A 25,286-nucleotide genomic window follows, 5' to 3' on the forward strand; every position below is an offset into this window, starting at 1 on the left:
GGCGCGGGCGGCACGGGCGCGGTAGGTTCGCTGCGATGAACACCTCGCGACGGGTCACTCGACGCGACGTCGCCCGCCTGGCCGGCGTCAGCGACGCCGTCGTGACGTACACGCTCACCGGCACCGCGCCCGTCGCCGAGGCGACCGCGGCGCGGGTGCGGGCGGCGATCGCCGAGCTCGGCTACCGGCCGAACGCCACGGCGGCCGCCCTCCGGACCGGGACCTCCCGGACCATCGCCCTGCTCGCCCCGGTCGGCAGCCGGCGGGTGTTCAGCAATCCGCTCTTCACCGAGCTGGCCAGCGCCGTCGAGGACGCGGCGCGCGCCCGAGGACTCGATCTGCTCGTGGTCACCTCGATCCCGGACGTCGACGCCCTGCACGCCCGCCTCCGCGATCTGACCGCGCGGCAGATCGCCGGGGTGCTCCTCCTGGCGGGCGGCCCCGTCGACCGGGGGTCGATCGACTCCTTCGGCGTCCCCTGGCTGCAGCTCAACAGCAGCGACGAATCGGGGGCGAACGGCGTCGGCGTCGACCTGGAGGCCGGCGCGGCGGCGGTGACCCGCCACCTTCTGGAGACGGGGCGGCGCCGGATCGCCTTCGTCGGCGACCTCGAGCGGGACGACCGCGGCCGCGTCGAGGCCCGTCGGCGCGGCTGGGAGTCGGCGTGCCTCGACGCCGGGCGAGAGCCGGGTCCCGCGCTCCGCAGCGACTACTCCCGCGAGGGCGGCCGGGCCGCCGGCCGGGTCCTGGCCGGCCTGTCGCCCCGGCCCGACGCCGTCTTCGCCGCCTCCGACCTGATCGGCATCGGCGTGCTCCGCGCGCTGCGGGACGCGGAGCTCCGGGTGCCGGACGACATCGCGGTCGCGAGCTTCGACGGCACCTGGGAGGGCGAGTACAGCGCTCCACCGCTCACCTCGCTGCGGCAGCCGCTCGATGCGCTGGCCGAGGCCGCCCTCGACCGTCTCGTCGGCGGCGTGACCGGCTCGACGCTCCTCGAGGGGACCCTCGTCGTGCGCGCCTCGTCGAGGTAGGCGGGACGCGCGCGGGCCGCTCCGACGGGTTCAGACGGCGCCCGTCGAGGCCCACAGGTGGAAGGCCGCGTGGGCGCGGTGCGGACGCCAGGCCTGCGAGGCCGCGTCGGCCGCCGCCGTGCTGATGCCGCCGAGGGCACGGCGCAGGACGAGGTCGCCCGCGGGGAACGCGTCCGGGTCGCCGAGCAGCCGGAGGCCGAGGTAGTCGGCGGTCCACGGGCCGATGCCGGGGATCGCGAGCAGGAGCCGGCGCTGCTCGGGCAGGTCGCCCGCGCGGTCGAGCACCAGTCCGTCGGCGAAGGCCGCCGCGACCGCGCGGACGGTCGCCGCGCGGGCCCGGGTCACGCCGATCGCGGCGCGCAGCTCCTCGATCGGTCCGGCGAGGAGGGCCTCGGGCGTGGGGAACGAGTGGAGGCCCCACTCGCCCTTACTGCCGAACGCTGTCACGACGCGCCCGCCGAAGGTCCTCGCCGCCGCGACCGACACCTGCTGGCCGAGGACCGCCATCACGGCGGCTTCGAACGGCGCGGGGTACTGCGTCGCCCGCAGTCCCGGCCGCGCGGCGACCATCGGGGCCAGCAGCGGATCGCGGGCGAGGGCGGCGCCGATCGCCTCGACGTCGGAGTCGAGATCGAACCAGGCGCGGACCAGCGGGAGGACGGCGGGGTCGGTCGTCGTGACCCGCACGCCGGTCGCGGTCAGCTCGAGCGCGAGCGGCACCGCCCGCGACCCGACGGTGACGAGTCGCTCGAGCCGCCGTCCGTCGTCGGAGACCCGCTCGACACCGGGCAGCGCGTGGTGCAGGAGGAGGTTCGCGGCGCCGACGACGTCGAAGGGGCCGTTCGCGACGAGGTCGACGGGGCGCGGGTCCACGGGTCGGGAGTGTGCGGCGCTGGGGTCGACGGCGTTCAGGGGAGGAGCACCACCTTGCCGCCGGCGCGGCCCGACTCGACCATCGCGAGCGCCTCCACGGCCGAGGCGAGCGGGAAGGAGGGGCCGAGCACCACCTCGAGCTCACCCCGGCCGGCCCGCTCGAGCAGCGGTGCCCGGGCGGCGTCGCGCAGAGCGGTGCCCGGGTCGGCCCCGGCCCCGCCGCCCAGCAGCAGGACGCCGAGTGCCGCGCCGCGCTCGAAGCCGGCGACGGTGGCGATCCGGGAGCGGTCGGCGACGAGCTCGACGGAGGCGTCGAGCGCCTCGTCGGTGCCCGCCGTGTCGAGCGCGACGTCGACGCCGTCGGGGGCGAGGGCGCGCACCCGCTCGACCAGGCCGGCGCCGTAGCGCACGGACTCTCCGCCGAAGCGCTCGACGACGGCGGCGCCCCGCTCGCTGGACGTGCCGATGGCACGGGCGCCGCGCTCGCGCACGAGCTGGACGAGGAGGCTGCCGACGGCGCCGCTCGCCCCGTGGATCAGGACGGTGTCGCCGGCGGAGACGTGCGTCGCCTCGAGCAGGTGCACCGCGGTCGTGCCGGTGAGCAGGAGCCCGGCCGCCTGCTCCCAGGCGAGGCCCGGCGGCTTCGGCAGCACCGAGGCGGCCGGGACGACCAGCTCCTCGGCGTAGCCGCCGGAGACGCGGAAGGCGACCACCTCGTCGCCGACGCGGACGTCGCCGAGCGGCCCCGTCGCTGCCTCTCCCACGGCGGTGACCACGCCCGCGACCTCGCTGCCGGGCCGGACGGGGGTGCGCCCACGACCGAAGAGACCGCGGAGGAGCTTCGCGTCGGCGGGGTTGACGCCCGCGGCGCGCACGCCGATCCGCACCCGGCCGGCGGCGGGCTCGCCGGGCTCGGTCGTCACCGCGTGGAGGGCCTCGGGCCCGCCGAAGTCGTCCGCCTGCATCGCCAGAACCACGGGGACCGCCTCTCGCGCGGGCCCCGATCGCCGGTGACGATCAGGAGGGGTCCGAGCGGGGCCGACGCTAGCAGCAGCCGCCGACACCGGGCCGGGCCTCGGGGCGCTGAGTGCCGAACGAGTGTCGGACAACTGAGAACGCGCGTTCCCTCAGCGCCTACGATGGAGGGATGACGCCGCCGACGCTCGAAGCAACGCCTCCCCGCGAGGCGATCCTCGCGGCGGCCGACCGCCTCTACTACGAGCGCGGGATCCAGTCGGTCGGGATGGACGCGCTGCGCACCGCCGCCGGCGTCTCGCTGAAGCGGCTCTACTCGGAGTTCCCGAGCAAGGAGGCGCTGGTCCTGGCCGTGCTCCAGGCCCGCCACGAGCAGTGGACGCTCGGCGTGCGCAGCCGGGTCGCCGCCGCGGCGGGCGCCCGCCCGAAGCTCCTCGCGATCTACGACTTCCTCTTCGACTGGTTCTCCGAGGACTCCTTCCGCGGCTGCAGCTTCATCAACGCCTTCGGCGAGTTCGGCTCGTCCAACCCGGCGGTCGCGCAGCTGGCCCGCGAGCACAAGGACACCTTCCAGCGCTTCCTCGCCGTGCTGACGGAGGAGGTGGGCGGCGGCCCCGAGCTGGCCCAGCAGCTCGCCATCCTAGCCGAGGGCGCGCAGACCACCGCCGCCATCTCGGGCACCCCCGAGTCCGCCCTGCACGCCCGCCGCGCCGCCGAGATCCTGATCGACGCCGCGACCCGCGCGTCCTGACGCCGCGCCGAATCCCCTGCTGATCGAGTCGCCCACAGGGAGACCCCTGCTCGTCGAGATGCCCGCAGGGCGTATCGAGACCCGCCGTCATCAGCAAGGCCGGTCCGCAGGCTCGTCCCTGTGACGCGAGTGGGTCTCGATACGCGCGCTGCGCGCACTACTCGACCAGCAAGAGAGGGGCCCCATGCCGGTCCGGCATCCCGCAGGGCAGCCGTTCATGCTGGTCGAGTAGCCGCCTCCGGCGGCGTATCGAGACCCACCATCGCCGAGAGATCCAGGAGCGAGCCTCCTCCACACTCGCGTTCCGACGGCGTTGTCCCCGATCAGCCCCTGGTTCCGACCATGCTGTCGGTGGCCCCCGCTTCACTACGCGTATGTCAGAAGATGAGAACGCGGCAGCACTCGCGGAGGTGCGGGACTGCTTCACCGACGCCGCGGCCGCCGAGCGCGCCGCGTCCCCGACGCGCCTGAGGGCCGCGGAACGCATCCACCGCGGCTACCGCGTCGCGCTCACCGTCCCGGAGGCGTTCGCCCGCGGCACGTCCCGGAGCGAGACCCGCGATCTCGTCGAGCGCTCGATCCGTGCCGAGCTCGCGGTGACGCTCGGCGTGTCCGAGCCGGAGGTCTGCCGACGGCTCGAGACCGCGGAGATGCTGATGGAGCACCTGCCGCTCACCCGTGCGCTGCTCCGCGACGGCCGGATCCTCTGGGAGGTCGGCGAGGCGATCTGCAGGACGGCGAGCAGTCTCCCTGAGGCCTCCCGCGTGGCCCTTGATGAGCGCGCAACCGACGCCGCGGTCACCATGACGACCACGCAGCTGCGCCGCGCCCTGAGCCGGTGGCGGGAGGAGCTGCACGAGCAGCCCCTCGCCGAGCGCCACGCCCGCGCGAAGGAGGAGCGTGCCGTCTGGGTCACCCCGGATGTCGACGGGATGGCGACGCTCTGCGTCCACGCTCCCGCGCCGGCGATGACGGGCGCGTACGACCGGTTGCGCCGCATCGCGCGCACCCTCCGCGACGACGGCGACCCCCGCACCCTCCAGCAGCTCAGCGCCGACGCCGCTGTCGACCTGCTCTGCGACGGCGACATCGCCGGCACGACCCCCGACCCCGAGAACCGGCCGGACCCGACGTTCGTCCCCGGCATCCGCGCCGAGGTCCGGCTGACCCTCGCCGCGTCGACGGCCGTGGGTCTGGACGACGCGCCCGCGGATCTCGACGGCTACGGACCGGTCCCCGCGCCGATCGCCCGCGAGCTGATCCGCACCGCAGCCTCCTTCACCCGCGTCCTCACCGACTCCGATACCGGCGCGGTCGTCTCCGTGGGCCGCACCCACCGCGTCCCGCCGCCGCAGATGCGCCTGCACCTGCAGCTGCGGGACCAGACCTGCCGCTTCGCCGGCTGCACCCGGCCCGCCGCCACCAGCGAGGCCGACCACACCCTCGAATGGCGCAACGGCGGAGAGACGTCCTTGGAGAACCTCGTCTCGCTCTGCACGTCCCACCACCACATCCGGCACGGGGACCAGTGGAGCTACGTCAGACACGACGACGGGACGATCGTCTGGACGACACCCACCGGCCGGCGGATCAGCATTCGGCCACCGGCACTCCCCGGGCGTCCGCCCGACCCGCCCCCACGGCCGTAGTTCGTCGATGTTCCCGCACCGTTCTGACGGTGGGGGGATCTCGATACGCCCGCTGCGCGGGCTACTCGATCAGCATGCATCGCCCGCAGGACGCGTCCGCGTGAGCCCGCACATGCTGCATGAACGGCGCACAGGGTGCGCCGGCGCACGTCCGCACATGCTGGTCGAGCAGCGCGCAGCGCGTATCGAGACCCACGATGCTCGGGCGGGCACCCGCCGACGTGCTGACGCGGGTCGATCTCGATGCGACCGCTCCGCGGGCGATCCGATCAGGCGCGTCAGGCCTCGCCACCGCCGGGCGGGCCGACGACGAGCAGCGCGGCGAAGACCGCGGCGACGGCGGCCAGGACCAGGGCGGCCGCGAGGACCGGGCGGCCGAGCGCCCAGCGCAGCAGCCGGCTCGGGAGCCTCCGGTCACGCGGGTCGGCGCCCGCCTCGCGGCGCCAGTCGCCCTCGAGGAGCCCGCGCCGCTCGAAGCCGCGCTCCAGCAGGATGGTCGTGTACGGCACCACGGCGCTGGCGAGCGCGAGCAGGGTCGCTCCGGCGGTCCAGCGCTGGTTCACCGCGAGGACGAGCGCGGCCGCCCCGTAGGCGAGGAACGCGAATCCGTGGATCGGGCCGGCGACGCTCACCGGCCAGTCGCCGACTCCGACGGCGTACTTGAGCAGCATGCCGACGAGCAGGAGCGTCCAGGTCACCGCCTCGAGGATCGACAGGATGCGGAAGAGGCGGCGCGGGCTCATGGGATCGGCTCCGTTCGGGTCCGCGGCGGTGCAGCGGACGGTCGGCGTCGGTCGACGGTCAGCGGGTCGACGGTCACCGGGAGACTACGACAGCACTCCTGCCCGCCACCTGGGCGGCGCGGGACCGGGGTCGACGCGTCAGCCGAGGCGACCGAGCAGAGCGAGCGTCGAGGCGACGCCGACCGCCACCGCCGAGAGCGCCGCGATCGCCCCGTGCACGCCGCTGCGCAACGGCGTGGCCTGCGGCTCGTCGCGCAGTCCCGACCACAGTCGGCGCGCGACCTCGTCGGCGCTCGGGCGGGCGGCGGGGTCGAGCCGGGTCATCTCGGTCAGCAGCCCGCGCCAGCGCTCGGGCACCGAGTCGGGGACGACCGGAGCGTGGTGCATCCGCTGCAGCGAGATCTCCAGGGTGGTGCCGGTGTAGGCACGACGGCCGGAGACCGCCTCGAGCAGCACCAGGCCGAGGGAGTAGACGTCGGACGCCGGACCGACCGTCCCGGAGCCGAGGCTCTCGGGGCTGAGGTACGCCGCGGTCCCCACCAGGACGTCCGAGCGGGTGAGCCGCGCGTCGTCGACGGCCCGGGCGATGCCGAAGTCGCTGAGCTTCGCCTCGTGCAGGGCACCGGCGGCGGCCACGGAACGCGTGCGGACCAGCACGTTCTCGGGCTTCACGTCCCGGTGGAGGACGTCCCGCGCGTGCAGGTGCGCCAGAGCGTCGGCGAGCTGAGCGCCGACCTCGGCGAGCAGCCGCTCGTCGCCCGAGGCGAACCAGCCGGCGGCGGGGTCGGCCGGATCGAAGTACTCGAGGACGAGGAAGGCAAGCGCGCCCTCCTCCGTCGCTATCTCGCCCTGGTCGAGGATCTCGACGATCGAGGAGTGGCGGGAATCGATCAGGAGACGCACCTCGCGCTCGCGCCGCGACCGCTCGTTCGGGGTGTCGGCGATCTCGCGGTAGACCTTCACGGCGACGGAGCGCGCCAGACGGACGTCGCGCGCCCGGAAGACCGTCGCGCTGCCGCCCTCGCCGATGCGCTCGAGCAGGAGGTAGCGATCGGCCAGAGTCGTGCCGAGCAGGGGATCCGAGAGCGGGAGGACCGGTGCAGTGTCGAGCATGCCGTCCTCCTCGTCCTGATTTCGCTAGCTCGTCTAACTAGCTTGTCCATTCGTACCGTCTGCGGTCGCCGAGGACAAGCACCAGGACGGGGTTGTACATGACTAGATCTTCTTGCTACATGACTGTCTAAGCTGTGGTGCATGGACGAGGTCGCGCTGACTCGACCGGCTGCCCTCCGGCACCCGGCCGTTCCGAGCGCGCCCGGGGCCGCCGAGGTCCTCGGCGCGATGCGGGCCTTCCGCACGGCCGAGAGCGCGATGCGCCGGCGCACCCGCGGATCGATGGGCATGGGCGAGAACGATCTGCTCGCGGTCCAGTTCCTCATGCGCCGGCAGCAGGGCGGCCAGCACGTCAGCCCGAAGGACCTCGCCGCCTACCTCGGCATCTCCTCCGCCTCCACCACCGTGCTGATCGACCGGCTGGTCAAGAGCGGCCACGTCCTCCGCCAGCCGCACCCGAGCGATCGGCGCGCGATCCGGATCGTCGCCACCCCCACCTCCCACCGCGAGGTGCGCGAGACGCTCGACGACATGAACCAGCGGATGCTCGCCGCGGCCGAGCAGCTCTCCCCCGAGGAGGCGAGCGCGGTGGTCCGCTTCCTGCAGACCGTCCGCGAGATCGTCGAGATCCCCGGCGAGCAGGGCGACGTCCTCGAGGACGACGCCGACCACGAGCTCACCGTCGAGCGACGCCGCGCCTGAGTCGCTCGGCTCCGCCGTACCCTCCGCGTTCTCTGCGGAACACGCGTCCTCGGCGTCGGCGCTCGGACGCTCCGGGCGTTACCGTCCGTTCACCCGGCCCGGCTTGACATCGTTAGTCAAACTAGTAGACAGTCTTTCTAGCGACAGGGACAGGCTCCTGTCTTCGTGCGAACGGGAGAAGACCATGGGCAGCATCATGTACGGCACTCCTCCGGCGGCCATCGAGGTCGACGACCGGACTCTGGCCCACCTGCAGATCGTCATCATCAACAAGTTCCGCCGGGACGAGCGCTTCCTGCTCACCCTCGACGCCAGCCCGAACGCCGGGACCGGCCGCCGCGGCGTCTGGATGCACCCCACCATCCCGCTGCAGTTCGACTTCAAGGGCAGCCGACAGCCCACGATCAACCCCGAGTGGATCGAGGCCCTGATGGAGCGCGCCAACAGCGGCGCCGGTCTGCGCATCGTCCCCGAGCCCGTCAGTGCGACCGCGGTGCCGCTGCGCCGCGCGGAGCCGGCCGCCTAGCGAACACCGCCTGGCGCACGCCGACTGACGCTCGCCGCCTGGCGCCGGCCGTCTCTCAACGACCGGACGGCATCGAGTTCGCCGATATCTGTCGGACTCTCCGAACTGCCTCGCAAGCGCTTGACATTCCGCGCCACGCCCAGGACACAGGCCTACACTTCGAGTGCGGTCCGGGTTCGTTCCGGCGGGCTCGACCCCGTGACCGCGCGCATGACCGGATGCCGGGTAGCGAGCTCCCCCTCTCGTGGGCCCGGCATCCGGGTGCGCGGCGCACCCGAAGCGCTTCCGCGAGGCCTGCCGACAGGAGTCGGCGCCATGCTCGACACGACCACCGCCCCGCGTTCCAGCACCGGGGCTTCCGGCACGGATCCCGGTGACGTCCGGCCCGGCGACGAGTTCACCGCCGTCGTCTCCGACGAGCTCGAGTGGTGGCGCGTCGTCGCCGTGCTCGGCATCCGCGTGCTGGCGGAGCGCCTCGGCAGCGGCGACCGGCACAGCTTCACTCTCCGCTTCGTCCGCTACCGCCTGGCCGTCGCGGCCGAGGGCGGCGCCTAGGCGGCCTGTCCCGCCTGCACCGGGCGCCCGAGCCGGGCGAACATCCGGTCGAACACCCGGCGGCGGTCGAACTGCAGGGCGTACTCGCGTGCCGCGACGGCCCGCTGCGCCCGGTCCTCGGCGGTCAGCTCGAGCACCGCGTGGTCGAGCAGCGCGGCGATCGTGTCCGGGGCGTCGACCGGGGTGATGAACGCGTGCTCGCCGACCGCTTCGCCGATGCCGCCGGTCAGGGTCGTGATGACGGGTCCGCCGCCCGCGAGCATCTTCTCCGCGAGCGCGATGCCGAAGGTCTCGACGAACTCCGGGCGCGGCTTGCTCGGCAGCACGAACGCCGAGCAGCCGGCCATCAGGTAGGGCTTCTCCGCGTCGCCGACGTCGTCGAGGAAGCGGATGCGGTGCGCCAGCGGCGACACGGCGGCGAGGCGCCGCAGCTCCGCCTCCTGCGGACCGCGCCCGGCGATGACGAGCTCCCGATCGGCATGCACGGCGCTGCGCTCGTAGCCGGCGATCAGATCCTCGACGCCCTTCGCCTCCGTCAGCCGGGAGAGGAAGAGCACGTAGCCGTCGGTGCGCAGCCCGCGCGCGCGCACCACCTCGTCGACCACGGCCGGGTCGAGCCCGGTGTAGGCGTCGGAGTCGATCGCCGGGTAGGAGATCTCGATGCGGGCCCGGCACTGCTCGGCGAAGCGGGTGCCGTGCACCGCGTCGATCCGCTCGGCCTCCTCGACGATCAGGTCGCGGGTGTACTCGGAGACGGCGACGCAGTGGTCCTGCGAGAGGTACGAGGCGAAGATGTGCGCGGCGGCGCCGAGGCGGCCCTCCTCGACCGCCCGGCGGACGACGTTGGTGACGTCGGAGCCGACCGCCTCGGCGATCGTCGTGACGTCGACCGGGAGGCCGGTGCTCCAGGCGGCGCGCAGGGCGTCCGCCACCGCGAGGGTGTGCGGGCTGAGGTAGAGGGAGAGGCAGACGGTGGGCACGCCGTCGGTGAACAGCTCGACCAGGCGGCCGACCATGCCGGCGAGGAAGCGGCCGTCCGGCACCTTGTAGTCGCCGACGGGCTCCGGGCGCTCGACGATGATGCCGTCGCTGTAGGGGAGGACGGCGTCGAGCGGCTTGAGCGGGAGGCCGGCGGCCTCGAGCCGCTCGATCGGCCAGGTGACGATCCGCACCTCGTCGAAGCCGCGCTCGAGGGCGGTCTCGGCGAGGTTGCGGGCCTCGACCGAGTGCCCGCAGATCACCGGATCCGCGCGGACCACGATGACGAGTCGGTTCTGCACGGTGTGGGCGTGCGTGCTCTGGTCCATGGTGCTCCTTCAGGGGTGATCGGTGCGGGTGGGTCGGGCGTGGTCAGGGCGTGCGGGGTGCTCAGTGCCGCGGGAACGACGGCGGGCGGTGCTCGGGGGCGCTCCCCCAGCCGGCCGGCTCGGGGCCGAGGTGCAGCGTCAGCTCGCCGCCGCGGTGCAGCTCGGCGGCGGTGATCCAGCTCGCGTCGAGCGGTGCGCCGTTCAGCTCCGCGGACTGCACGTACTGGACGGGGCCGCCCGGTACCGGCTCGACGAAGCCGGTCGTGCGCAGCTCGACGTCCGCCCCGCCCACCGCGATCGACGCCCGCGCGAAGGCCGGCGCGTTGACCAGGATCAGCCCCTGGCCGGCGACCGGGAAGAGCCCGAGGCTCGCCCAGACGTACCAGGAGCTCAGGCCGCCGGAGTCGTCGTTGCCGGGCAGACCGCCGCGGCCGGCGCCGAAGCGCTGGTGCAGCACGCCGTGCACGATCTCGGCCGTGCGGTCGGGGCGACCCGCGTAGTGGTACGCCCACGGCGCGTCCATGTCGGGCTCGTTGTTCAGCCCCTCGAAGCGGCCGAGGGCCGCGCCCGCGAGCATCTCCGCACGATCCGGGCGCAGTCCCGGCTGCACGACGGGCTCGGCGCCGTAGCCGAAGAATTCGTCCAGCTGCGCGATGAAGGCGTCGTCGCCGCCGCTGGTCGCGATGCGGCCGGCCATGTCGTGCAGCAGGCGGAAGGAGTAGTTGTGCCGGGTGCCCTCGTAGTAGGTGGAGTCCTTGAGCAGGCCCGAGCGCAGGTCGTAGGCGTTCACCCACTGGGCCGCCCGCTCCTCGAGCTGGTCGGCGAGGAGGTGGTCGCCGACGTGCCGCGCCACGACCGCGGTGCACCAGTAGCCGTGCGCGAGGTCGAGGGTGTGGCTGATCGGGTGCGCCTCCCCCGCCGCCAGGAACTCCTCGCCGTAGGTGCGCTTGAGGTCCTCGCCCATGTGCACGAGGGCCGCCTCCCAGTCGATGCCGGGCAGGCCGAGGCGGCAGAGATCGGCGAGGAAGGTGTGCGCGAGCGCGCTGCCCTGGCGGGAGAAGCGGTCGCTGCCCTTGGCCATCCGGTAGCCGATCGGGAAGTTGCCCTCCTCCTCGCAGATGGTGAGCAGCGCCGCGCCGATCTCGACCGCGCGCTCGGGCAGGAGGGCCGTGAGCAGCGGGAGCTGGGTGCGGTAGATGTCCCACATGGTGCTGAGGTCGAAGACGAACGGACCGTCGGTCGGCCAGAACGGGCTCTCGTCCGGCGCCAGGCAGGGCTTGATCAGCGAGTGGTAGAGCGCCGTGGCGAAGACGGTCTCGCGCTCGGGCGAGGGCGTGTCCACGGCGATCGTGCGCAGGCGCTTCCGCCAGGTCTTGCGGGTGCGGTCGCGGCGCTGGTCGAAGCCGCCGGTCGTCGGCGGCACGTCGCGGTGCAGGTTCTCGCGGGCGCGCTCGGTGCCGCGGAGGGAGAAGCCCATCCGCAGCTCGACGGTCTGGCCGGCCGTGCTCGGCCCGGCCCACATCAGCCCGAACGGGCGCAGGGTGGTCGGCCGGATGTGGTCGAAGTCGAGCCGGGTGCCGCCGGGCATCAGCCGGCGGTCGTACCAGAGCATCTGACGCCACTGCAGGGCGTCGCACTCGAGGTGGACGGCGAGCGGCGCGCCCTCCATGACGACCTCGCCGGCTGCGACGCCCGGCGAGATCGAGTGCAGCTGCGCGCGGAGCGGGATCGTGGCTCCGGACGGGATCGCCAGGCCGCCGAGCGAGAGGTCGACGACCACGCGGGCGCTGCGGTGCTCGGGGAAGGTGTAGCGGTGCACGACCGAGGCGGGGCCGACGGTGAGCTCGGCGCGGATCCCCGAGGAGAGGGTCGCGGCGTAGTAGCCGGGCTCGGCGACCTCGTCCTCGATGGCCCAGCTGCGGCCGAGCTCGTCGAGCGGCTCGAGCATCGGCGTGACGCGGAGGTAGTTGTAGTACTTGCGGATCGCGCCGGTGCCCGACTGCTGGAAGTGCGTGAAGCCGGAGGCGACGAGGCCGTCCTGGATCGTCGGCGGGACGCCCTCGAGCGCGAGGTCGTAGCGGCCGTAGCCGGTCGGGTAGGCGCCAGAGTAGGAGCAGGCGGACACCATCCCGAGCGGGAAGGTCGCGCCCGGGTGCGTGTTGCCGATCTGCGGCTTGGGTGACCACCAGGTCGCCGCGAGCCCGGTCGCGTCGGGGAGCCGGGTCGCCTCGGTGCCGAGGAACGGGTCCACCCGCTCGATCACCGGGTGCCCACCCGTCCGTACCCCGCCGCCGCCATGCCGTGACGCTAGGCAGCGCGGGGGGACGCAGGGTGTCGGCGGGGTGTCCGCCGGACGACGGGTCGGCGACCGGACGGGGCCGCCGACCCGACACGCTTACGGGATGAGGCGCTCGGCGCGGTAGCGGTCGAACAAGTCCGTGAAGGAGTCGACCGTGCGGTGGTGCACGCCGAAGCCGGCCAGGCGCGACTTGCTGATGTCGGTGACGACCTCGATCTGCCGGCCGAGGTCCGCGTCGGTGTGCCACCAGGAGGCGACGCGCTCGAGGTCGGGCTCGATCAGGTCGTGCTCGCGGACGAGGCGCTGCCAGACATCGTCGGCGCCGGCCATCTGCTGCTCGAGGGGCTGCGGCTCCTCGCCGGGGCCGACGGGCTCGACGCCGAAGTGCTCGGCGATCCGCGACCACATCCAGCGCCAGCGGAAGACATCCCCGTTGACGACGTTGAACGCCTCGTCGCGACCCGCCTCAGACGTCGACGCCCAGACCATCTGCTCGGCGAGGACGGTGGAGTCGGTCATGTCGGTGAGGCCGTTCCACTGCGTGAGCGAGCCGGGGAAGACGAACGGCGTGCCCTGCGCGCGGTGGATCGATGCGGCGACGGCCAGCGTGAGGCCCATGTTCATCGCGTTGCCGACCGCGTGGCCGATCACGGTGTGCGAGCGGTGCACCGACCAGGTGAAGCCGTCGCGCTCGGCGGCGGCGAACAGCTCGTCCTCCTGCGCGTAGTAGAAGTTGGGCGCGTCGAGGCGCTCCTCCTCCTCGTGGAACGGGGTGTCGGGCATCGCGCCCTGGCCGTAGGCCTCGAACGGGCCGAGGTAGTGCTTGAGCCCGGTGACGAGCGCGACGTGCTGGAGCGGCGCGTGCGAGAGCGCGGCGAGGAGGTCGCGGACCATGCCGCCGTTGACGGCGATGTTCTCCTCCTCCGTGGCCTGGCGTGACCAGGCGGTGAAGAAGACGTGGGTCGGCTTCTCGTCGGCGAGCACGCGAGCGAGGTCCTCGGCCGAGCGGAGGTCGGCGGAGAGCGGGGTGACGCCGGGGCGCTCGGCGATGGGCCGACGGGAGAGGGCGGTCACGGGCCAGCCGCGCTCGGTGAGCAGGTCGACGAGGGCGGAGCCGCCGATGCCGGTGGCGCCGACCACGAGGGCGCGCTGCTCAGGAGTGGGGGCCTCGGGAGCGGGGGTCTCGGGAGTGGGAACGGTGGACGGGTCTGCTGCGGAAGTCATCCCTGAGGACAACGCGCGTACCTGCCCGGCATTCCTGGGCGGGTCAGCCGACGGCGGGCAGCGGCTCGCCGTGGCCGTCGAAGGAGAGCTCGACACCGGCCTCGGAGCACTCCTCGGCGATCAGGTCGAGGGCGTTCCAGAAGGACGGATTGCGCACCGGCTTCCGGGCGAGGGTGTTCTGCAGCGCGGACTTCGCCGAGCGCGCCGCGTCGACCGCTGTCGAGGTGGCGTCCTCGTACTGGAGCGCGTCGAGGGCGGCTTCGAACGCCTCGCGGTTCGCCGTCGCGGGGTCCGCCGCGAAGGCGTTCCACGACTCCTCGACGGGCGGGCAGAGAGCCGGGTCCTGCGTCTGCCCAGGGAGAGCGCAGCCGGTGAGGAGGAGGACGGGCGCGACGAGGAGCACTGCCGCCACCCTGCTTCTCCACCTCATCCGAGTGAGGGTACCGTCCGTCCGGGATCGCAGTGTCGGGGGCACGGGGTAGCGTCGGTGGGTGCGTGCTCCGTGGAAGAACCGTGAACCCGGGGCGCGGCTCCCCCGCGACGTGAAGGTCCTCGGGATCGTGGCGTTCTTCGTGATGCTGGGGTTCGGGGTCGTCGTGCCGGTGCTGCCGGTGTACGTGCGGAGCTTCGGGGTCGGCTACGTCGAGGTCGGGGCGGTGGTGTCGGCGTTCGCGCTGATGCGGCTGGTCGCGAATCCGTTCGTCGGGCCGCTGGTCGACCGGGTCGGCGAGCGCATCGTGCTGGCCGTCGGCATCGGGATCGTCGCCGTGTCCAGCGCGCTCGTCGGGCTGGCCGGCGACTACGCGCACCTGCTGCTGCTGCGCGGGGCGGGCGGGATCGGCTCCGCGATGTTCTCGGTCGCGGCGATGACGCTGCTGCTGCGGACGGCGGATCCGGAGCGGCGCGGCCGGTCGATCGGCTTCTACCAGGGCGGGTTCCTGCTCGGCGGCATGGCGGGGCCGGCCGTCGGCGGCGTGCTGACGGCGATCTCGCTGACCGCTCCCTTCTTCTTCTACGCGGGCACGCTCGCGATCGCCGGGATCGTCGGGCTGGTGCTGCTGCAGCGGCCGGACCGGGACGCGGAGGCGGCGGCGACGACGGCCGTGGCGAAGCCGATGCGCGAGGTCGCGCGCGACCGGCGGTACCAGAGCGCGGTGCTGGCGAACTTCGCGCTCGGCTGGTCGGCGATGGGCGTGCGCGCGACGCTCGTCCCGGTGCTCGTCGTCGAGGGACTGGGCGACGAGCCGGCCTGGACGGGCATCGCCTTCGCCATCGCGGCGGTGGTGCAGACGATCGCGCTGGCGCCGGCCGGGCGGTTCGTCGACACGGTCGGGCGGCGGCCCGCGCTGATCGGCGGGTTCGCCGTCGCGGCGGTCGCGATGCTGGCGATGCCGCTGGTGCACGAGCTGTGGCTGCTGATCGCGCTGCTCTGCGTGTACGGAGCGGCGGCGGCGTTCATGGGGACGGCGCCGGGCGCGCTCGTGGGCGACGCGGCCGGCGAGCGCGGCGGGAAGCCGGTGTCGTTCTTCCAGGCGGCGTCGGACCTCGGCGGCGTCGTCGGGCCGCTGCTGGCGGGGGCGCTCGCGGACGCGGCGTCGCCGACGGCGGCGTTCGCCTCGGCCTTCGTGCTGCTCGGGCTGACCGCGGTGGTCGGGCTGCGGGTGCCGCGGCGCTGACCTGGCGGGATCCACTGGGAAGAGACGCCCGCAGGCATGGTGGTCGAGTAGCCGCGGAGCGGCGTATCGAGACCTGCCGTGACCAGCAGGCCGGGTCTGCAGACCATCCGCACGGCGCTGGTGGATCTCGATACGCCCGCTGCGCGGGCTACTCGATCAGCATGGGCGGCTAGGTGTTGTGGCCGCGGGCGTCGACGGGCCAGGTGGCGGTGGTGCCGTCGGCGAGGAGGACGCGGTAGTCGTCGGCGAGGTTGACGGCGACGCAGACGTGGTTGGGGGCGATGCGGATCCGGGTGCCGAGCGGCAGGTCGACGCCGGTGATGGTGGCGTGGTGCTCCGAGAGGACGGTGATGCGGGCCTCGGGGTGCTCGAGGAGGCGGCCGAAGCCGGTCGAGGCGGCGCCGCGGTCGGAGGAGAGCACCTTGCTGCCGGCGTCGGCGATCAGGTGGTCGTCGCGGCGGGCGACGATCGTCGCGAGCACGGTGACGGCGATCGACTCCGGGCCGATGGTGCCCATCTCCCACTGCTGCGCGTCGCCGAGCGCCGAGACGCCCGGGCGCAGCTCGGTGAGGACGCCGGTGTCCACGAACTCGAGGGAGGGGGTCGAGCCTCCGCTGATCACGCGGGCCGGGACTCCGGCGCCGGCGAGCGAGGCGGCGGCGGCCGTCAGCGCGGCGGCCTCGTCGCGGGCCGCAGCACGGCGGCCGTCGAGGGCGTAGCTGTGGCCCGGGAAGGTGAAGACGCCGACCACGTCGAGCCCGGCCTCGGCCGCGGCGGCGGCCACCGCGCCGGCCTCCTGCGGCGGCACTCCGCTGCGGTGGTGGCCGGAGTCGACCTCGACGACGACCTCGAGGCCGGCGGGGATCGCCGCGGCGAGGCGGCGCGCCGACTCCGCGGAGTCGACGCCGACCCGGACCCGCGCCCGCTCGAGCACGCCGCGCAGCCGGACCGCGCGCTCGGCGTCGAGCCAGAGCGGGTAGGCGATGAAGAGGTCCTCGACACCGCCGGCCGCGAACACCTCGGCCTCCGACACGGTCGCGACGGTGAGGCCGACCGCGCCGGCCGCCAGCTGCCGCTGGGCGATCTCGATCGACTTGTGGGTCTTGGCGTGCGGGCGCAGCGCGACGCCCCGCTCGCGGGCCGAGCGGGCGGTGGCCGCGATGTTGCGGTCGAGGATCGCCTCGTCGAGCACGAGCGCGGGCGTGGGGACGCTGTCCGGAATGCGAGGCATGGCGCGATCATAGGGCGGCTCTCCTCTACGGTGAAGGAGACGACGAGCGGCGGGGGCGGCGCCTCGACCGAGCCGGAGACGCGAAGGAGCGCCGCATGCGCGAGCAGGAAGCCCGATCCCACCACGAGGACTCCGCGGCGCGCGCGGCCTCCTTCGGTCGGGGCATGCTGACCGCGACGTACGCGCTCCGGCACGAGAAGGGGCTCGACGTCGTGTTCCTGCTCCGCGGCACCGGCCCCGACTTCCTGATCGGCATGGGCGCCGCCTCGGACGACTTCCGCTCCGTCCTCTCCATCGGCCTCGACAGCCGCGACGGCGTGCTCCGCCCCACCGCGAGCCACACGATCGACGGCCGCCGCCGCGGAGTCCCGGCGCGGGTGGTCTACCGGAGCGACGGAGCCCTGGTCGTCGAGGCGAACCCGCTGCCGTTGCGCGACCGGCCCGCGTCGCTCAAGTGCTGGTCGTTCGTCCGCTCGGGCGAGGAGGAGCACTACTCCGACGTGGTCGGCTTCGTCGCGCCGTCGCTCGCCGCTCTGCCGCCCGTGCCGCTGAAGACGCGGCCGCGGGCGCGCAGGCCCTAGGGTGTGGTCAGGCCGGTCCGCCCCCGGTCGCCCGCGCCCGACGGAAGGCCGAGCTCCATGGATCCCGACGACTCCCCGACCCTCGAGCAGGCGCCGCCGCAGCGGCGGATCGTCACCACCCGCACCGGCGCCGTGGTCGCGGTCGGCGTGCTCGGCGCGGTGATGCGCACCGAGGGTGCCATCTACGGCACGGTGCTCTCGATCACGCTGATCGCCGTCGGCTGGGACAAGGACACCGATCTCGACGTCCTGCTGTTCCTGCTCGGCTCGGTGACGGTGTTCTGGGTCGCGCACCTCTACTCCGGGACGATCGCGCGCCTGCCCGAGTCGGATCCGACTCCGCGCACGGTGCTCGCCGCCGTGCGGGACACCGCCCGGCACTCGATCGGGATGATCGCCGCGATGGTCGTGCCGGCACTGCTGCTCGCGCTCGGGCCGCTCGGGGTGCTGGACGAGTGGACGGCGTACTACCTGGCACTCGGAGCGGGTGTCGTGATCCTCGCGGCGCTCGGCTACCTGATGTCGGCGCGGCGCGGCAGCTCGTGGAAGCGGCGGGTGCTGAGCACGCTCGTGACGACGCTGCTCGGGTTCGTCGTGGTGTGGCTGAGCACGCTGGTGCACTGATCCCTCTGGTGCACTGAGCCCTCGACGCGCGACGGGCGCGGCTGCCAGGCTGACGGGATGACCTCTCAGCCCTCCGCGCTCCGCCCCTTCGGCCCCTCCGGCGCCCTGGTGACCCGGCTCACCCTCGGCACCTCCTGGAACCCCGATCGCGTCGGCTCGCTCGACACGGTGCCCGCGCTCGAGCGCGTGCTCGACTCCGGCGCCGGCCGCCCCGTCTCGGTGATCGACACCTCCAACGAGTACGCGCTCGGGCACAGCGAGCGGCTGATCGGCGAGGCGCTGCGGGCGCGCGGCGGGGTCCCGGAGGGGATCACCGTCGTCACGAAGCTCGACCGCGACCCGGAGACCGGCAGCTACTCGGCCGAGCGGATGCGCCGCAGCCTCGACGAGAGCCGCGAGCGCCTGGGCATGGACGTGCTGCCGCTGCTCTACCTGCACGACCCGGAGCGCATCTCCTACGACGAGGCCTTCGCCGAGGACGGCCCGGTGCGCGCGCTCGTCGCGATGAAGGAGGCGGGCGCCGCGCTCTCGATCGGCATCTCGGGCGGGCCGGCGCCGATGCTGCGGCACTACGTCGACACCGGGCTCTTCGACGCCGTGATCACGCACAACCGGTTCACGCTGGTCGACCGCTCCTCCGAGGAGCTGATCGACGCCTCCGTCGCGCGCGGCGTCGTCGTGGTCAACGCGGCCGTCTACGGCGGCGGGGCGCTCGCGCGCTGGCCCGAGCCGGTCCGCAGCTACGCGTACGCGCCGGCGCCGCAGGAGATCGTCGACGCGGTCGCCGCGATGGGCGAGGCCTGCGAGCGGGCGGGCGTGCCGCTCGCCGCCGCCGCCCTGCAGTTCTCGACCCGGGACCCGCGCGTGACGACGACGGTGGTCGGCGCGACGAGCGCCGAGCACTACGACGCGTTCGTCGCGGACGACGCGCTCGACATCCCGGACGCGCTGTTCGAGGAGCTGGAGTCGCTCGCGCCGCCGAGCTCGGTCTGGCAGGAGGCGCCCGGGGCGACCTGGCCGCGCTGAGCGACGGCGTGGGGCGTCCCTCGGAGGGCCGCGCCGGGCGTCGGCGGAGCGGCGGCGTCGCGTCAGGGGGACGGCCGCCGCGCGACAGCGGGCATACCCGGGCCGCTCCGTCGGTTGGCCCTGAGATGACCGACGCACCTCGCACCACCACCGACTCCCCCGCCCTCTTCCAGCCGCTGACCCTCCGCTCCCGCACGGCGCGCAACCGCGTCTGGGCCGCGCCGATGTGCCAGTACTCGGTGGAGGCGCAGGACGGCGTGCCGACGCCGTGGCACCTCGTGCACCTCGGCTCGCTCGCGCGCGGCGGGGCGGGGGTCGTGATCGTCGAGGCGACCGGCGTCGTCCCCGAGGGGCGGATCAGCCCCTGGGACACCGGCCTCTGGAACGACGAGCAGCAGGCGGCCTGGGCGCCGATCGTCGACTTCGTGCACGGGCAGGGCGCCCTCGCCGGCATCCAGCTCGCGCACGCCGGCCGCAAGGCGTCGACCTACCGCGAGTGGAGCGGGCGCGGCTCCGTCCCTGTCGACGAGGGCGGCTGGGAGACGGTCGCCCCCTCCGCCGTCGCGTTCGAGGGCTACGCGGTGCCGCGGGCGCTCGACGTCGAGGAGCTCCCGGGCCTCGTCGAGGCGTTCCGCGCCTCCGCCCGCCGTGCCGTGGACGCGGGCTTCGACGTGATCGAGCTGCACGCGGCGCACGGCTACCTGCTGCACCAGTTCCTCTCGCCGCTCTCGAACCACCGCGAGGACGCCTACGGCGGATCGCTGGAGAACCGCGCGCGGCTCCTGCTCGAGGTCGTCCGCGCGGTGCGGGCCGAGATCGGCGAGCTGCCGCTGCTGGTGCGCTTCTCCGCCACCGACTGGGCCGAGGGCGGCTGGACGCTCGAGGAGACGATCCGGGTCTCGGAGTGGGCGCGCGACGAGGGCGTCGACCTCTTCGACGTCTCGACCGGAGGGCTCGTGAAGGGGACCGACATCCCGGTGGCGCCGCTCTACCAGGTGCCGTTCGCGCGCGAGGTGGGCCGGGCGACCGGCGCTCCCGTCGGGGCGGTCGGGCTGATCACGACGGCGGAGCAGGCCGAGGGCGTGGTGGCCGGCGGCGACGCGGACGTGGTGCTGCTGGCGCGCGAGCTGCTGCGCGACCCGCACGCTCCGTCGCGGATGGCGCGCGAGCTCGGCGCTCCGCTCGGGCTGGTGCCGCCGCAGTACGCCCGGGCCTGGCGCTGAGACGACGAAGGGCCGGGGGCGTCGCCGCCTCCGGCCCTTCAGCTCGTTCTGCTACTTCTCGTCCGCCTCGCCCTCAGAGTCGCTCGGGGCGTCCTCCTCGGGGTTGAAGTGCGAGTCGCCCGAGACGCCCAGGGCGATCCCGTCCTCGGAGTCGGGGATGGTGCCCTCGGTGCCGAGGCCGCCCTCCTCAGGAGTGCCGGTGTCCGGGGTGCTGTCGTCCGACATCGGGCTCAGGCCTCGACGTCGCCGCGCCAGGCGCCGTCCGGCGAGCCCTTGGACTCGATGTACTCCTTGAAGTTCTTGAGGTCCTTCTTGACCGCGTGGCTGCCGGCGCCGACGAGCGAGCCGACGGTCTCGAGGAAGCCCTCGGGCTCCCAGTCGAGCTGCACGGTGACGCGGGTCTCGGTGTCCGAGAGCTTGTGGAAGGTGACGACGCCGGCGTGGTCGGTCTCGCCGCCGGTGCTGTTCCAGGCGACGCGCTCGTCGGGGTGCTGCTCGGTGATGTTTGCCTCGAACTCGCGCTCGACGGGGCCGACCTTCACCTTCCAGACGGTGAGGACGTCGGTGACCTGCTGGATGGACTCGACCTCGTCGAGGAACTTGGGGAACTCCTCGAACTGCGTCCACTGGTTGTACGCGACGGACACGGGGACGTTGACGTCGACGGTCTCGATGATCTGCGACACGGTAGTGCTCCTTGATGTCTCACTCGGTGTGCGGCAGGCCGCTGCTGCGGTCGCCTCCCTCGACGGTAGAGGCGAGCCGCCTGGGAGTTCACGTGGTTGCGGCTGGACGCAGACGTGGTACAACCCGGGAGCGGGTGGATCTCGATACGCCCTCTGCGAGGGCTACTCGATCAGCATGAGGCGCGGGCCGCTCCGCTTCATGCTGGTCGAGCAGCCGCGGAGCGGCGTATCGAGACCCGCGGGTCAGTCGTCGGTGCCGGCGTAGCGGTAGGCGGTGAACGTCGGGGTGCCGGTCGTCGCGTAGAGGCCGAGGACGCGGCCGGTGAAGGACGTGGCGGTCTCGGCGGTGAAGGAGCGGCCGTCGATGCGGGCGAGGGTGCGGGAGACGCCGCCGGCCTCCGCGCGGAGGACGAGGAAGTCGCTCGTCATCTGGCCGGGGCCGAAGCCGACGCCGGCGTCGCGCTCGGACTCCAGCATCAGCGTCACCGGGCCCTCGGGAAGCTCGGCGGTCCACTCCTGCTCGAAGGAGGGGATCACGGCGCGGGCGGTGACCCGCGTGCTGGAGCCGGTCGACTCCGCCTCGACGGACGCGAAGGTCGTCTCGTCGTAGCGGACGGCGAGCCCGCCGACGCCGGCCGAGACGTCGGCGACGACCGAGGCCTGCATGGTCTGGGTGAGCTGGCGGCGGCCGACGAACGTGGGCTGCGGGTGGCGCAGGGTGCGCCCCTCCCCCGGCAGCGACAGCCGGCCGTCCGCCACGGTGGCGAGCGCGGTCGGGAGGCGGCGGACGCCGATCCAGCCCGCGTCGAGCGGTCCGGAGAAGTCGACGTCGTCGCGCAGCGGACCGCGCGGCGAGAGCGCGACGGGCTCGGCGACCGGCCAGCCGTCCACCCAGGTCACCCGCGTGACGAAGGTCTCGCGGCCGAGCGCCGAGAAGGCGCGGGTCGCTCCGCGCGGGCGGACGCCGAGCAGCACGATCAGCGTCGAGCCGTCGGGGCCCTCCACCAGGTCGCCGTGGCCGGTGTTCTGCACCGGTCGGGTGGTGCCGCGGGCGGTGAGGAACGGGTTGCCGGGCGCGGTCTCGAACGGGCCGGTCGGCGCGTCGCTCCGGGCGATCGAGACGCCGTGGCCGCGCTCCGTGCCGCCCTCGGCGATGAGGAGGTACCAGACGTCCCGGCCGTCGACCGAGCGCCGGTAGAGGTGCGGCGCCTCCGGGAAGCCGCCGCCGGTGCCGGACCAGAGCGAGCGCGGCTGCTCCAGGATGCGGCCGGCCGCGAGGTCGACCCGCACCTGCTGGATGCCGAGGTGCGCGCCGGCCTCCTCGCCGCTCAGGATCAGGCCGGAGTAGGTGACGTACGCGGTGCCGTCCTCGTCCCAGGCGAGGTCCGGGTCGATGCCCTGGAGGGGGCCGCCGTCGGCGTCGGTCAGGACGGTGCCGTCGCTCCACTCGCCGGCCGGGTCCGCCGCGGTGAAGACGACGGTGCCGACTCCCGCGGGGACCGAGACGATCACGTGGAAGAGGCCGTCGTGGTGGCGGATGGTCGGCGCCCAGACGCCGAGGCCGGTGGGCACCTCCTCCACACCGATCTGCTCGGCGCGGGTCGCGACGTTGCCGACGCGCTCCCAGGTCTCGAAGTCGGTGCTGCGGTACACGGGGATGCCGGGCAGGTACTCGAACGTCGAGGTGACCAGGTAGTAGACGCCGTCGGCGCGGACGACGCTGGGGTCGGGGTTGAAGCCGGGGATCAGCGGGTTCGGGAACGGGGCGCCGACCCCGCCCTGCGCGACTCCGCCCGGCACGACGCCGCCGCTCATGCGCGCAGCTCCAGCTCGGTCACCAGCGGGACGTCCTCGAGCGAGGTGCCGAGGCGGATGGTGAACGCTCCGGCCTCGTACTCCCAGCCGTCGTTCCAGGTGGCGAGCAGGCGGGTCGGGACGGTCACGGCGATCTGCGCGCTCGCGCCCGCCTCCAGCGTGGCGCTCTCGAAGCCGACCAGCCAGCGCACCGGGCGCTCGACGGCGGAGTCGCGGCGCTCGGCGTAGGCCTGAAGCACCACCTTGCCGGCGCGCTCGCCGGTGTTGACGACGTCGACGAGGAGCGCGACGTCCTCGCCGCCGCGCACGGGCTCGGGGGTCGAGACCGAGACGAGCTCGAACGAGGTGTAGCCGAGGCCGTGGCCGAAGACGTAGGCCGGCTCGACCTCGCTGCGCAGCCAGGCGCGGTAGCCGATGTGGATGCCCTCGTCGTAGTGCAGCTCGCCGTCGGTCGGCAGCGTGGAGAGGACGGGGACGTCCTCGATCGCGACCGGCCAGGTGGTGGGCAGGCGCCCGCCGGGCTCGACCCGGCCGAGCAGGACGTCGGCGACCGCGTCGCCCATCTCCTGGCCGCCGAAGTAGCCGACCAGCACGGCCGCCACCTCGTCGCGCCACGGCAGCAGCACGGGGGCGCCGGCGTTCACGACCACGACGGTGCGCGGGTTGACCGCGGCCACGGCACGCACGAGCGCGTCCTGCTGGCCGGGCAGGTCGAGCGAGCTGCGGTCGTAGCCCTCGGACTCGACCGCGGAGTTGGTGCCGACGACCACGAGGGCGACGTCGGCGTCGCGGGCGAGCGCCACCGCCTCCGCGATCAGCTCGTCGGCGGGGGTGGCGTCGGGCTCGAGGCCGTAGGTGAAGCCGAGCGCACCCTCGAGGTCGCCCTCGGCATGCACGATGTCGTACTCGATCCGGATGTCGACGGGAGTGCCGGCGGTGACGGTCAGCGGCGCGGAGACCGACGGCGGGGCGAGCAGCGCGGCGCCGAGGTCGGAGCCGACGGCGGCGAGGGTCTCCTCGAGGAAGAGCGCGCCGTCGACGTAGACGCGGGCGGTGCCGGCGACGGCGAAGCCCAGGCGGACGGTCGCGTCGGCGGCGGGGGTGAGGATCGTCGAGAACTCGACGCGGGCCGACGCGGCGATCGGGGCGGTGCCGCCGAACCAGACCAGCGAGGTGGCGCGGCGGTCCTCGACGAACAGCTCCGCGCCGTCCTCGGCGAGGAAGCGGACGCGCTGGCCGGGCTCGCCGGTGATCGGGTTGGTGATCGTCTCGAGGACGAGCGGGGCGACGCCGTCCTGCACGACCGCGCCGAGGGCGTAGTCGACGCGGGCGTGCGGCAGGGCGGCGCGGACGCCGTCGAGCGGAGTGACGACCTTCTCGGGCAGGACCGTCGCGGATCCGCCGCCCTGGGTGCGCGCCTCGCGGGCGTTGTGGCCGATGACGGCGACGGAGGTGAGCGCCGAGGCGTCCCAGGGCAGCTCGCCCTCGTTGCGCAGCAGGACGCTGCCGGCGGCGGCGGCCTCGCGGGCGAAGGCCCGGCCGTCCTCGACGAGGACCGGCTCGGCGACGGCGGGCTCGAAGCCCTCGAGCGCGCCGACGCGGGCGGCGAGGCGGAGGATGCGGCGGACCTTGCGGTCGACGACGGACTCCTCGATCGAGCCGTCGCGGACGGCGGCGACCAGCGCGGCGCCCCACGGGCCGTCGGGGCCGGGCATCACGAGGTCCTGCGCCGCCCGGGCGCTGTCGACGGTGCGGACCGCGGTCCAGTCGCTGATGACGACGCCGTCGAAGCCCCACTCGCTGTTCAGCGGGGTCTCCAGCAGGTCGCTCTCGGTGGCGGTCGTGCCGTTGATCGAGTTGTAGGAGCTCATCACGAGCCAGGCGCGGGTCTCGACGATCGCGCGCTCGAAGGCGAGCAGGTAGAGCTCGCGGAGCGCGCGGTCGCCGACGCGGACGTCGACGGTGAAGCGGTCGGTCTCGGAGTCGTTGGCGATGTAGTGCTTGGGAGTGGCGCCGACGCCGTTCTCCTGCACGCCGGCCACGTAGGCGGCGGCGAGATCGGCGGTGAGCACCGGGTCCTCGCTGAAGCCCTCGAAGTGGCGGCCGCCGAGCGGGGAGCGGTGCAGGTTGATGGTCGGGCCGAGGACGACGTCGACGTCCTTGCGGCGCGCCTCGACCGCGGCGGCGGCGCCGTAGCGGCGGGCGATCGAGCGGTCCCAGGAGGAGGACAGCGCGGTGGCGGAGGGCAGGTTGAGCGAGGGCGAGCGCTCGTCCCAGACCTCGCCGCGGACGCCCGACGGGCCGTCGGAGACGAGCATGCGGCGCAGGCCGATCCTCTCGATCGGCCAGGTGGTCCAGAAGTCGCGGCCGGTGAGCAGCTGCACCTTCTCCTCGAGGTCGAGGCGCCCGATCAGCTCGGTGAGCAGGGCGTCGGCGTCGGGTCCCTCGGCCGGGATGCGGGGAGCAGTGGAGGTGTCGGTCACGGTGACTCTTTCTCTCTCGGGAGGCGACGTCGTCGTCCCTCAAAACCTAGCAGTAGTGGGTTTCTGACGGTGCACCCCGCCCGGCCCCCTCCGCGAGATGCCACTTATGACGCGACCGCGCGGCGTGTCGCGCTCATAAGTGGCATCTCGCGGAGAGGGGAGGGACGCGCGCGCGTCCGGGGGTGGGGGTGTC

24 protein-coding genes are annotated in these 25,286 nt (G+C 73.9%); 11 read left to right on the forward strand and 13 right to left on the reverse strand.

The features are described 5' to 3' along the window. Positions 1 to 35 precede the first annotated feature (35 nt). Complete coding sequence (locus tag MT353_RS06590; RefSeq protein ID WP_243598264.1) at positions 36 to 1,031, forward strand: LacI family DNA-binding transcriptional regulator; 996 nt, start codon at positions 36 to 38, stop codon at positions 1,029 to 1,031. A 30-nt stretch (positions 1,032 to 1,061) separates the two neighbouring features. Here MT353_RS06590 and MT353_RS06595 read toward each other — a convergent pair whose 3' ends face one another. Together MT353_RS06595 and MT353_RS06600 are read right to left on the reverse strand one after the other, a co-directional pair. Further along, a complete protein-coding gene (locus tag MT353_RS06595) occupies positions 1,062 to 1,904 on the reverse strand; it encodes an AlkA N-terminal domain-containing protein (RefSeq protein ID WP_243623901.1) in 843 nt (280 codons plus the stop codon). Between the two features lie 35 nt (positions 1,905 to 1,939). Continuing rightward, entirely contained in the window at positions 1,940 to 2,881 is a 942-nt protein-coding gene (locus MT353_RS06600; RefSeq protein WP_243598262.1) for an NADP-dependent oxidoreductase, read from the reverse strand. A gap of 170 nt (positions 2,882 to 3,051) precedes the next feature. Here MT353_RS06600 and MT353_RS06605 point away from each other — a divergent pair, with 170 nt between their 5' ends. Both MT353_RS06605 and MT353_RS06610 read left to right on the forward strand, forming a co-directional pair. Further along, the gene (locus MT353_RS06605) at positions 3,052 to 3,630 is read left to right on the forward strand and encodes a TetR/AcrR family transcriptional regulator (RefSeq protein WP_132437484.1); all 579 of its coding nucleotides are present in this window, start codon (positions 3,052 to 3,054) and stop codon (positions 3,628 to 3,630) included. A gap of 374 nt (positions 3,631 to 4,004) precedes the next feature. Next, positions 4,005 to 5,279 carry an HNH endonuclease signature motif containing protein gene (locus tag MT353_RS06610; RefSeq protein ID WP_243623902.1) on the forward strand — a complete coding sequence of 425 codons (1,275 nt, stop codon included), beginning with the start codon at positions 4,005 to 4,007 and terminating at the stop codon, positions 5,277 to 5,279. Positions 5,280 to 5,557: 278 nt separating this feature from the next. Here MT353_RS06610 and MT353_RS06615 read toward each other — a convergent pair whose 3' ends face one another. Together MT353_RS06615 and MT353_RS06620 are read right to left on the reverse strand one after the other, a co-directional pair. Further along, complete coding sequence (locus MT353_RS06615) at positions 5,558 to 6,022, reverse strand: DUF3817 domain-containing protein (RefSeq protein ID WP_243623903.1); 465 nt, start codon at positions 6,020 to 6,022, stop codon at positions 5,558 to 5,560. A gap of 138 nt (positions 6,023 to 6,160) precedes the next feature. Beyond that, positions 6,161 to 7,135 (reverse strand): serine/threonine-protein kinase, encoded by a 975-nt coding sequence (locus MT353_RS06620; RefSeq protein ID WP_243623904.1) that lies wholly within the window; start codon positions 7,133 to 7,135, stop codon positions 6,161 to 6,163. Positions 7,136 to 7,276: 141 nt separating this feature from the next. On the opposite strand from MT353_RS06620, the gene MT353_RS06625 reads away from it, so the two are divergent. From MT353_RS06625 to MT353_RS06635, 3 genes are all read left to right on the forward strand, one after another. Next, positions 7,277 to 7,837, forward strand: coding sequence for a MarR family winged helix-turn-helix transcriptional regulator (locus MT353_RS06625; protein WP_123705406.1), 561 nt, complete (start codon positions 7,277 to 7,279; stop codon positions 7,835 to 7,837). Positions 7,838 to 8,021: 184 nt separating this feature from the next. Beyond that, positions 8,022 to 8,363: an ATP-dependent DNA ligase gene (locus MT353_RS06630; protein ID WP_243598257.1), complete on the forward strand. Its 342-nt coding sequence runs from the start codon at positions 8,022 to 8,024 to the stop codon at positions 8,361 to 8,363. 315 nt (positions 8,364 to 8,678) lie between these two features. Beyond that, positions 8,679 to 8,918 carry a hypothetical protein gene (locus tag MT353_RS06635; protein WP_243615997.1) on the forward strand — a complete coding sequence of 80 codons (240 nt, stop codon included), beginning with the start codon at positions 8,679 to 8,681 and terminating at the stop codon, positions 8,916 to 8,918. On the opposite strand, the gene MT353_RS06640 is transcribed toward MT353_RS06635, so the two are convergent. From MT353_RS06640 to MT353_RS06655, 4 genes are all read right to left on the reverse strand, one after another. Beyond that, positions 8,915 to 10,225 (reverse strand): glycosyltransferase, encoded by a 1,311-nt coding sequence (locus MT353_RS06640; protein WP_243623905.1) that lies wholly within the window; start codon positions 10,223 to 10,225, stop codon positions 8,915 to 8,917. The genes MT353_RS06635 and MT353_RS06640 overlap by 4 nt on opposite strands. Before the next feature lie 61 nt (positions 10,226 to 10,286). Further along, positions 10,287 to 12,488: a glycoside hydrolase domain-containing protein gene (locus MT353_RS21905; protein ID WP_243623906.1), complete on the reverse strand. Its 2,202-nt coding sequence runs from the start codon at positions 12,486 to 12,488 to the stop codon at positions 10,287 to 10,289. Between the two features lie 132 nt (positions 12,489 to 12,620). Continuing rightward, positions 12,621 to 13,748: an SDR family oxidoreductase gene (locus tag MT353_RS06650; RefSeq protein WP_243623907.1), complete on the reverse strand. Its 1,128-nt coding sequence runs from the start codon at positions 13,746 to 13,748 to the stop codon at positions 12,621 to 12,623. A gap of 43 nt (positions 13,749 to 13,791) precedes the next feature. Next, positions 13,792 to 14,160, reverse strand: coding sequence for a hypothetical protein (locus MT353_RS06655; RefSeq protein ID WP_243623908.1), 369 nt, complete (start codon positions 14,158 to 14,160; stop codon positions 13,792 to 13,794). Between the two features lie 79 nt (positions 14,161 to 14,239). On the opposite strand from MT353_RS06655, the gene MT353_RS06660 reads away from it, so the two are divergent. Continuing rightward, positions 14,240 to 15,424 (forward strand): MFS transporter, encoded by a 1,185-nt coding sequence (locus MT353_RS06660; protein ID WP_243598251.1) that lies wholly within the window; start codon positions 14,240 to 14,242, stop codon positions 15,422 to 15,424. A gap of 169 nt (positions 15,425 to 15,593) precedes the next feature. Here MT353_RS06660 and MT353_RS06665 read toward each other — a convergent pair whose 3' ends face one another. Then, a complete protein-coding gene (locus MT353_RS06665) occupies positions 15,594 to 16,655 on the reverse strand; it encodes an alanine racemase (RefSeq protein WP_243623909.1) in 1,062 nt (353 codons plus the stop codon). Positions 16,656 to 16,750: 95 nt separating this feature from the next. Between MT353_RS06665 and MT353_RS06670 the strand changes: the two genes are divergently transcribed. The 4 genes from MT353_RS06670 (at position 16,751) to MT353_RS06685 (ending at position 20,109) form a co-directional block, all read left to right on the forward strand. Further along, positions 16,751 to 17,236: a hypothetical protein gene (locus tag MT353_RS06670; protein ID WP_243623910.1), complete on the forward strand. Its 486-nt coding sequence runs from the start codon at positions 16,751 to 16,753 to the stop codon at positions 17,234 to 17,236. 57 nt (positions 17,237 to 17,293) lie between these two features. Then, positions 17,294 to 17,860 (forward strand): hypothetical protein, encoded by a 567-nt coding sequence (locus MT353_RS06675; protein ID WP_123705415.1) that lies wholly within the window; start codon positions 17,294 to 17,296, stop codon positions 17,858 to 17,860. Positions 17,861 to 17,917: 57 nt separating this feature from the next. Beyond that, positions 17,918 to 18,886, forward strand: a complete 969-nt coding sequence (locus MT353_RS06680) for an aldo/keto reductase (RefSeq protein WP_243598248.1) — start codon at positions 17,918 to 17,920, stop codon at positions 18,884 to 18,886. A gap of 125 nt (positions 18,887 to 19,011) precedes the next feature. After that, positions 19,012 to 20,109, forward strand: coding sequence for an NADH:flavin oxidoreductase/NADH oxidase (locus MT353_RS06685; protein ID WP_132437472.1), 1,098 nt, complete (start codon positions 19,012 to 19,014; stop codon positions 20,107 to 20,109). Positions 20,110 to 20,160: 51 nt separating this feature from the next. Here MT353_RS06685 and MT353_RS06690 read toward each other — a convergent pair whose 3' ends face one another. The 4 genes from MT353_RS06690 to MT353_RS06705 all read right to left on the reverse strand — a co-directional run bounded on the left by MT353_RS06690 (position 20,161) and on the right by MT353_RS06705 (position 25,093). Further along, complete coding sequence (locus tag MT353_RS06690; RefSeq protein WP_167306092.1) at positions 20,161 to 20,334, reverse strand: hypothetical protein; 174 nt, start codon at positions 20,332 to 20,334, stop codon at positions 20,161 to 20,163. Between the two features lie 5 nt (positions 20,335 to 20,339). Then, positions 20,340 to 20,795 carry an SRPBCC family protein gene (locus tag MT353_RS06695; RefSeq protein ID WP_123446671.1) on the reverse strand — a complete coding sequence of 152 codons (456 nt, stop codon included), beginning with the start codon at positions 20,793 to 20,795 and terminating at the stop codon, positions 20,340 to 20,342. Between the two features lie 243 nt (positions 20,796 to 21,038). Beyond that, entirely contained in the window at positions 21,039 to 22,610 is a 1,572-nt protein-coding gene (locus MT353_RS06700) for a glycoside hydrolase family 43 protein (RefSeq protein ID WP_243623911.1), read from the reverse strand. Next, positions 22,607 to 25,093, reverse strand: a complete 2,487-nt coding sequence (locus tag MT353_RS06705; RefSeq protein WP_374204689.1) for a glycoside hydrolase family 3 protein — start codon at positions 25,091 to 25,093, stop codon at positions 22,607 to 22,609. Before MT353_RS06705 ends, MT353_RS06700 begins: the two co-directional genes overlap by 4 nt. Positions 25,094 to 25,286 lie beyond the last annotated feature (193 nt).

The sequence above is a fragment of the Rathayibacter sp. VKM Ac-2927 genome (assembly GCF_022815525.1).
Classification (GTDB): Bacteria; Actinomycetota; Actinomycetes; order Actinomycetales; family Microbacteriaceae; genus Rathayibacter; species Rathayibacter festucae.